The sequence below is a fragment of the Pseudarthrobacter sulfonivorans genome (assembly GCF_024391045.1).
GTDB lineage: Bacteria > Actinomycetota > Actinomycetes > Actinomycetales > Micrococcaceae > Arthrobacter > Arthrobacter sulfonivorans_B.
The window spans coordinates 82,251-89,479 of record NZ_JANFCZ010000019.1 but is presented as its reverse complement, the minus strand read 5'-3'; the positions used below and the strand labels follow the sequence as shown (position 1 = coordinate 89,479).

Below are 7,229 nucleotides of genomic sequence, written 5' to 3'. Positions count from 1 at the left end.
AAGGACCACCGCTCCCACGAGCGCGCCCACCTCGGGACGGCCCAGGAGCTTCTGGAACGGGCTTCGTTGCCCAATGCGCTCATCGCCACGTGGGCCCGCGGCCGAAGCCGGCGCCGGTGGCAGGGTTGCTGTATTTGCCATAGGAATAACTCCTTGTTGGTCAGGCCGCGCGGCGGTTCCCCGCCGCGCGGCCTGAGGCCTGGATCTAGCGGACGCCCTGCTGGGCGAATTTGAGGACATCGGAGGCGTTTGACTTGTCCACGATGGTGGGACCGGTCAGCACCGGCTGGCCGCCGCCGAGCTTGAAACCGCCGCGCTTGGCCTGCCAGAGCGAATCAATGGACATGTAGCCCTGGAGCCACGGCTGCTGGTCCACGGTGAAGAGCACGGCTCCATCCACGATCTTCTGGGCGAGGTCAGCGTTCAGGTCGAAGCTGGCCACCTTTGCGGAGCTGCTGGCATCCGTGACCGACTTGAGGAGGGTGAGGGTGATCGGGGCGCCGAGACCGATGATGACATCGGCATCCTTCGCTGCCTGGAGCTTTGCCGTGGCGGTGGACTGGACCGAAGTCATGTCCTTGCCGTCAACATAAAGGATCTCCGTGCCGGGCACCTTCGCCTTAACACCGGCACAGCGTGCTTCGAGGCCCACGTGGCCCTGCTGCTGGATAACGCAGACGGGGTGCTTGAAACCCTGCTCGGCCAGCTTGCTGCCCACGGCCTGGCCTGCCAACTGCTCATTCGAACCGAAGTGGGTGAAGGCCCCAAGCTGCGCCGAGACGGACTCGCCCGCGTTGAGGCTCACCACGGGAATGCCTGCGTCAGTGGCCTTCTTCAGCACGTCCTTGAGGGCGTCCGGGGTGGCCAGGGTGACAGCGATGCCGTCAACCTTCTGGTCGATGGCCTGCTGGACGAGCTGTGCCTGCCGTCCGGCTTCGGGATCGCTGGTGTACAACAGCTCCACGTTGTCTTTCGCGGAAGCCTCCTCGGCACCCTTGCGGACAATGTCCCAGAACGTGTCGCCCGCCGCAGCGTGGGTGATGAGGGCTACCTTCATCCGGTCAGTGCCGGCAACCTGGCCGCCGCCGGCCGCGTTGCCGCTGTCGACGGCCTTGCCGCCCGTACTGGAACAAGCGCTGAGAGCCATCATCGGAACGACGGCCGCCACCAGGGCCGCCTTCCGCCACGAAAACTTCTTCACGATTTATCTCCTTTGATCGGGGTTACGGCCCTGCCACTATGCAGGCGCTCAAAGCCCTCTACACCGATCTTGGTGACTCAACTCACAGAAGTCAATACTTTGTCCTGACATTAGGATGTTTTGACCTAAATCTCTCCCGAGACATTCCTAACGGGCCGGACGTGAGGTGGTGCCCCGGGTTACCAGAACGGGGGGTATCAGCCTCCGCTGCGGGCTGGCTGCGGGGTCCTGCAGGCGCGCCAGCAGTACGTTCGCCACCTCCACACCCACCAGGTCGCTGCGGTTATCCACCGAGGTCAGCTCCAGGTACCGGGACTTGGCCAACGGTGAGTTGTCGTAGCCAATGACAGAGATGTCCGCCGGCACCGCCAGGCCGCGGGCCTTAATGGCGCCGAGGGCGCCCAGCGCCATCGTGTCATTGGCGGCAAAAATCGCCGTGGTGTCCGGATGATGGTCCAGCAGCCAGCACACCGAGGCATACCCATCCTCTTCCGAGGTGCCGCCGCCCTCGCCCGCAATCCGAACGTCACCACCCGCCTGCCGCACGCGGTCATGGAAGCCCGCGCGGCGATGCTCTGCGGCGCCGCCCGAACCAGTAAGGTGCCCAATCCTGGCGTGCCCGAGCCCCAAGAGGTGGTCGGCCGCAATGGCACCGCCGCCGTCGTCGTCATTGGTAATGAGGTCCGCATCCGGCGGCACGCCGTTCCGCCATCCGGCCACGATGACGGGAACCTCCGCGCCGGTCAGCATCACTCCGTCCGGTTCGGCTGCAATCACCAGGCCGTCGACGTGCATGGCCAGCAGCCCGTCCGCGGCTTCCCTGACGCGATCCTCCCCCGGCCGGGAGTCGGCCAGCATCACCTGGTAGCCATGCTCCGTCAGTGCGGATTCCATCCCACGCAACAGATCCACGAACCACAGGTTCCGGTAGTCATCAATCACCAGTCCGATGCTTTTGGTCCTGTTACTCGCCAGTGCAGTGGCGGCCCTGCTGGGCCGGTAGCCGAGCTCAGCAATGGCGCTTCGCACCGCCTCGCGCCGCTTCTCGCCCACCTTGTCCGGCTTCTGCAGCACCAATGAAACCAACGACGGCGAAACACCCGCCAGCTTCGCCACGTCGTAAAGCGTTGGGCGCCGGGCCTGAGCATTATGCGGTGCCATCGCGGCCACCTTTCTATTCTTCGTAGACCACAAAGAATGATTGACAGGACATATAGACATGACTACGCTCGAGGCAGCCTACAAAATTGTAGCGCTACAAAAAGCTGTTGGACGTCCCCGCCGCGGCTGAATTTCGAAGGAGAAATCAATGGCTGAAAGCCTTGGCGTCGCAGTCATCGGCGCCGGTATGGCCGGAAAGGCCCATGCGGCGGCCTACCGGACAGCGTCCACCCTCTACAGCCCTGTGCTCCCCCCGGTCCGACTCGTCTCCATCGGTGACGTCAACGCCGAGTTCGGTTCGCTTGCTGCCCGGCGTTTTGGCTACGAGCGCCATGACACCTCGTGGCAGGCCATCGCGGAAGCCGACGATATCGACGTCGTCAGCGTTGTCATTGCAAACTCCCTGCACCGCGAAGTCGTTGAGGGCCTGCTGACCGCCGGCAAGCACGTGTTGTGCGAGAAGCCGCTCAGTGATTCGCTCGACGACGCCCGCGCCATGGCGGAGGCCGCCCGCAATGCCAGTTCCATTGCGCGCATCGGGTTCACCTTCCGCCGCACGCCGGGCATCGCCTATATCCGCGATCTCATCCGCACCGGCGTCCTCGGCAATGTCCTGCATTTCAGCGGCAAGTACTGGACGGATTACGGATTCAGCCCGTCCGCTCCCATGAGCTGGCGCTACAAGGGCGGCCCCGGCTCCGGCGCGCTGGCCGACGTCGGAAGCCACCTGGCCTACGTCTCCGAGTTCCTCTGCGGTGACATCAAATCTGTCACCGGCGGCCGGCTCAGCACGGTCATCGGCAAGCGGCCCGTGCCGCTGGGGGCCGTCATGGGCCACGACCACGCCGCCGTCAGCGACACTTTTGAGGCCGTCGAGAACGATGACTACGCCGCATTTTCCGCGGAATTCGAAAACGGCGCAGGCAGCTTCGAAGTGTCCCGGGTTGCCGCCGGCCACGCCAACAGCCTCAATTTCGAAGTGTTCTGCGAGAACGGCGCCGCCAAATTCAACCAGCGACGCCCCAATGAAATCCAGCTGTTCCTCAACGACGGCTCCGGCAACGAAAACGGCTACCGCCAGGTCATCCTGGGCCCCGGCCACCCGTACATCACCGGCGGCCTGGCCATGGACGCCGCAGAGGTGGGCTTTGGCCAGAACGACGCCTTCGGCTACCAGGCCCGCGCGTTCCTTGAAGAGGTTGCCGGCCTGAGCGAAGCCGATTCGCTGCCACGCTGCGCCACGTTCGACGAGGGTGTCCGCAACATGGAACTGCTTGGCGCCGTCACCGAATCCGCCCTCAACAACGGAAAGAAGATCACGCTATGAAACTCGGCGTCTACAACGCAATCCTGCACGACCGGCCGCTTCCCGAAGCCCTCAAAGTCATCGCGGATCTGGGCCTGACAGGCATCGAAATCAACACCGGCGGCTTCCTGCCCGCCGTCCACGTCCCCACGTTCGATGAGATCCTCGCCAGCGACGCCGCCCGGGACGACTACCTGGCGGTCTTCGAAGGAACCGGCGTATTGATCGCCGGCCTGAACTGCAACGGCAACCCGCTGCACCCCAAACGCGAGATTGGCGAAAAGCATGCGGAGGACATCCGCCGCTCCATCCGGCTCGCGCACCGGCTGGGACAGGACCGGGTGGTCACCATGTCCGGCCTGCCCGGCGGTGAGCCCGGTGCCACGGTCACCAACTGGGTGGTCAACGCCTGGAACTCCGCCGCCCTGGACGTGTTGGACTACCAGTGGGGCGTGGCCGCGGACTTCTGGCGGGAAACCGACCGGCTCGCCGCCGACCATGGCGTGAAGGTGGCCTTGGAGCTGCATCCGCAGAACATCGTCTTCAACACAGCCGACGTCCGCAAACTCATCGAGCTGACGGGCGCCACGCACGTGGGTGTGGAGCTGGACGCCTCGCACCTGTTCTGGCAGCAGATGGATCCGGTGGCGGTGGTCCGCGAACTCGGCCCGCTGGTCTTCCAGGCAGCCGCAAAGGATGTTCGAGTCAACACCGCCAACGCCGCGCTGTACGGCGTACTGGACAACAGTTTCCGCCGGCTCTCGCCTGCGGAAGACCGCACCAACCTCGGCGGCGACGAGTGGGCCAACGAATGGCCGAAAGTCTCCGCCTGGGACTTCGTGGCCCTCGGCCGCGGCCACGATACGGCCTTCTGGACCGAATTCCTCCGTGCGCTGTACGAGGTGGACCCGGAGATGCTGGTCAACATCGAACACGAGGACACCTCCCTGGGCCGTATCGAAGGGCTCCAGGTGGCCGCTCAGGTCCTGCTCGACGCTGATGCTGCTCTCGCCGCATCCCTGGACCCGACTGCCTGACGCACCACAGTCACCGGAAGGCCGCGGGGTCGCTGGAGAATCCGGCGGCCCCGCGGTCTTCCGGCGATTTCGACGCCGGGCACTCACCGGCGCAGAAAAGCGCCCGATGCCTGCCGGCGTCGGGCGCTTTCCTGCTCTGTTTTTGGACGTCCTAGGCGGACACGCCCGCTTTCTGTTTGAAGAGGTGTTCCAGCTCCTCCAAGGACTTATCCTTGGTCTCCGGAACCGAGCGCTTGACCCAAAAAATGGCACACAGCTGCAAGGCAACGAAGATGAAGAAGGTGGCCGAAACACCGATCCCAGCGACCAGCTGCGGGAAGAAGAACCCGATCAGGAAGTTGACCATCCAGAGCACAAAGACACAGATACCCATCGCGATGCCGCGGACATGCATGGGGAAGATCTCGGACATGGTCAGCCACGTGACAGTGCCGATGCAGCCCTGCATGGAAGCCAGGAACGTCACCATGAACAGCAGCACCAGGTAGCCGCGCAGCGTGCTCTCCGGCAGCGCCATGGAGATGACGGCGATGGCCGTCAGGGACGACGCCGTCCCGCACAGTCCCACAATCAGCATGGGTTTGCGGGGCACCCGCGTCATCAGATACATGCCGACGACGACGGCTGCCACCGACGTGATGCCGTTGAGGACGTTGGCAATCAGGGCGCCCCGGTCGCCGAATCCGGACGAAGACAGGATGGACGTCCCGTAGTACATGATGGCGTTGACACCGCTGATCTGGTTGATGATGGCCATGCCGAGGCCCACCACGAAGATCCTGCGGATCCACGGAACGGTGAGGTCCTTGAATGTGCCCATCTTGGCCTGGTAATCCTCGCGGGCTGCCTGCCGGACCTCGTCAAACTCCGCCGAGACGTCGCCTGCGGCGCGGGTGGAACGCAGTACTTCCAGCACTGCCCCGAAGCGGCCGGCCGAGGCCAGCCAGCGCGGGCTCTCCGGCAGCACCAGCATCCCGAACCACAGGATGACGGCAGGGAGTGTGGCAATCACCAGCATCCAGCGCCAGACGTGGGTTTCGTCGGGAAAGAGGTTGCCCAGCACCGCGTTGAAGGTGAAGGCGAGGAACTGGCCGGTGACGATCATCAGTTCGTTTTGCGTGACGATGCGGCCGCGCTGGGCGGCCGGCGACATTTCCGCGAGGTACACCGGGACAATCACGGACGCGCCGCCCACCGCCAGGCCCAGCAGGGTCCGGGCTGCTATGAGCAGTTCGGTGCTCGGTGAGATGGTGCAGGCGATGGTGGCCACAATGAAGATCAGGGCAAGGCCCATGATGGTTTTTCGCCTGCCGAAGCGGTCAGAGAGCCGGCCTGCGCTGATGGCGCCGAAGGCCGCGCCGAACAGGAGGGTGGAGGTCACCAGGCCTTCGGTCAGCGGCGTCAATCCCAGGTCACGCTGCATAAACGGCAGGGCGCCGTTGATCACCCCCGTGTCATAACCGAACAGCAGTCCGCCGAAGGTGGAGAAGAGCGCCACCTTCCGCATGAACTTTCTGGGGTTGGCGGGCCTGGCCTGCTGGTTCTGCTTGGAGCTGCCGGGGACGTCGGCCTGGACTGTGCCGGGATTCGTCAGGGTTTGCTTCGCGTCGCCCCCCACTACTTCACCTTGCCGATGTACTGGCCCATCGACTCCAACTGGTAGCGGGAGACCTCCTCGGCGTTGTCGTCCTCGGCGAAGACGCTGGAAACCATCACGGTGCTGTCCTTGTCCAAGAAGCCGATCTCCTTCAGCCCGCCAAAGAACTCGTCCCAGTTGACGTCGCCGTCGCCGATTTTCAGGTGCTGGTGGACGCGCACGGCGTTTCCGGGCGGGTTGGTGATGTAGCGGAGCCCGTGCGAGGCGTGGTGGTCCATCGTGTCCGAGACGTGGACCAGGCGGAGTTTGTCCCCGGCGGCGCGCATGATCTCCAGCGGCTTATTGCCCATGTGGAAGGTGTGCGAGGCCACGTAGACCATGCCGATGTTAGGCGAGTTGACGCCCCTGATCACGCGGATGGCGGCCAGGCCGTCTTCGACGAAGTCGTCCGGGTGCGGATCGATCAGGACATCCATGCCCTCGCGCTCGATGATGGGAAGCAGTTCTTCCATGGAGCGGTAGAAGGCACGCTCGGACTCTTCGGCTTTCTCGGGACGGCCGCTGAATTCGGTGTTCATGGTGCTCACGCCCAGGTCCACCGCGATCTGGATGGCGCGCTTCCAGTAGCGCACAGCCGCCTCGCGGGCATCCTCATCCGGGCCGGACCAGCGCAGGACCGGGAGCACCGAGGCGATTTCCACACCGGCGTCCTTGCAGGCCTTGTTCAGCTGGACCACCAGTTCATCGTCAGCCTTGGGGTGGTTGTAGAACGGGATCATATCTGCATGCGGGGTCAGCTGCAGGTACTTGTAGCCAAGATCGGCGGCCACGCGCGGAAATTCCAGCAGGCTGTGGCTGTGGTGGAACGGGGTGGGGTCCAGGGCGATTTTCATGGTCACTCCTTTGTGGTTCGGAAAACTTCGGTGC

At 64.3% G+C, this 7,229-nt stretch carries 6 protein-coding genes and 1 pseudogene; 2 read left to right on the top strand and 5 right to left on the bottom strand.

The window, feature by feature from the left end:
• The 3 genes and pseudogenes from NQJ30_RS13360 to NQJ30_RS13350 all read right to left on the bottom strand — a co-directional run.
• Positions 1 to 141 (bottom strand): annotated as a pseudogene (locus NQJ30_RS13360) (ABC transporter permease); the annotation flags it as partial.
• Between the two features lie 64 nt (positions 142 to 205).
• Positions 206 to 1,201: a substrate-binding domain-containing protein gene (locus tag NQJ30_RS13355; protein WP_255770419.1), complete on the bottom strand. Its 996-nt coding sequence runs from the start codon at positions 1,199 to 1,201 to the stop codon at positions 206 to 208.
• Positions 1,202 to 1,348: 147 nt separating this feature from the next.
• Positions 1,349 to 2,362: a LacI family DNA-binding transcriptional regulator gene (locus tag NQJ30_RS13350; protein WP_255770418.1), complete on the bottom strand. Its 1,014-nt coding sequence runs from the start codon at positions 2,360 to 2,362 to the stop codon at positions 1,349 to 1,351.
• 148 nt (positions 2,363 to 2,510) lie between these two features.
• Between NQJ30_RS13350 and NQJ30_RS13345 the strand changes: the two genes are divergently transcribed.
• Together NQJ30_RS13345 and NQJ30_RS13340 are read left to right on the top strand one after the other, a co-directional pair.
• Entirely contained in the window at positions 2,511 to 3,689 is a 1,179-nt protein-coding gene (locus tag NQJ30_RS13345; protein ID WP_255770417.1) for a Gfo/Idh/MocA family protein, read from the top strand.
• Positions 3,686 to 4,705, top strand: coding sequence for a sugar phosphate isomerase/epimerase family protein (locus NQJ30_RS13340; protein ID WP_255770416.1), 1,020 nt, complete (start codon positions 3,686 to 3,688; stop codon positions 4,703 to 4,705). Before NQJ30_RS13345 ends, NQJ30_RS13340 begins: the two co-directional genes overlap by 4 nt.
• A gap of 151 nt (positions 4,706 to 4,856) precedes the next feature.
• On the opposite strand, the gene NQJ30_RS13335 is transcribed toward NQJ30_RS13340, so the two are convergent.
• Complete coding sequence (locus tag NQJ30_RS13335; RefSeq protein WP_255770415.1) at positions 4,857 to 6,323, bottom strand: sugar porter family MFS transporter; 1,467 nt, start codon at positions 6,321 to 6,323, stop codon at positions 4,857 to 4,859.
• A complete protein-coding gene (locus tag NQJ30_RS13330; protein ID WP_255770414.1) occupies positions 6,323 to 7,195 on the bottom strand; it encodes a sugar phosphate isomerase/epimerase family protein in 873 nt (290 codons plus the stop codon). The genes NQJ30_RS13335 and NQJ30_RS13330 overlap by 1 nt, the downstream gene beginning before the upstream one ends.
• Between the last annotated feature and the right edge of the window lie 34 nt (positions 7,196 to 7,229).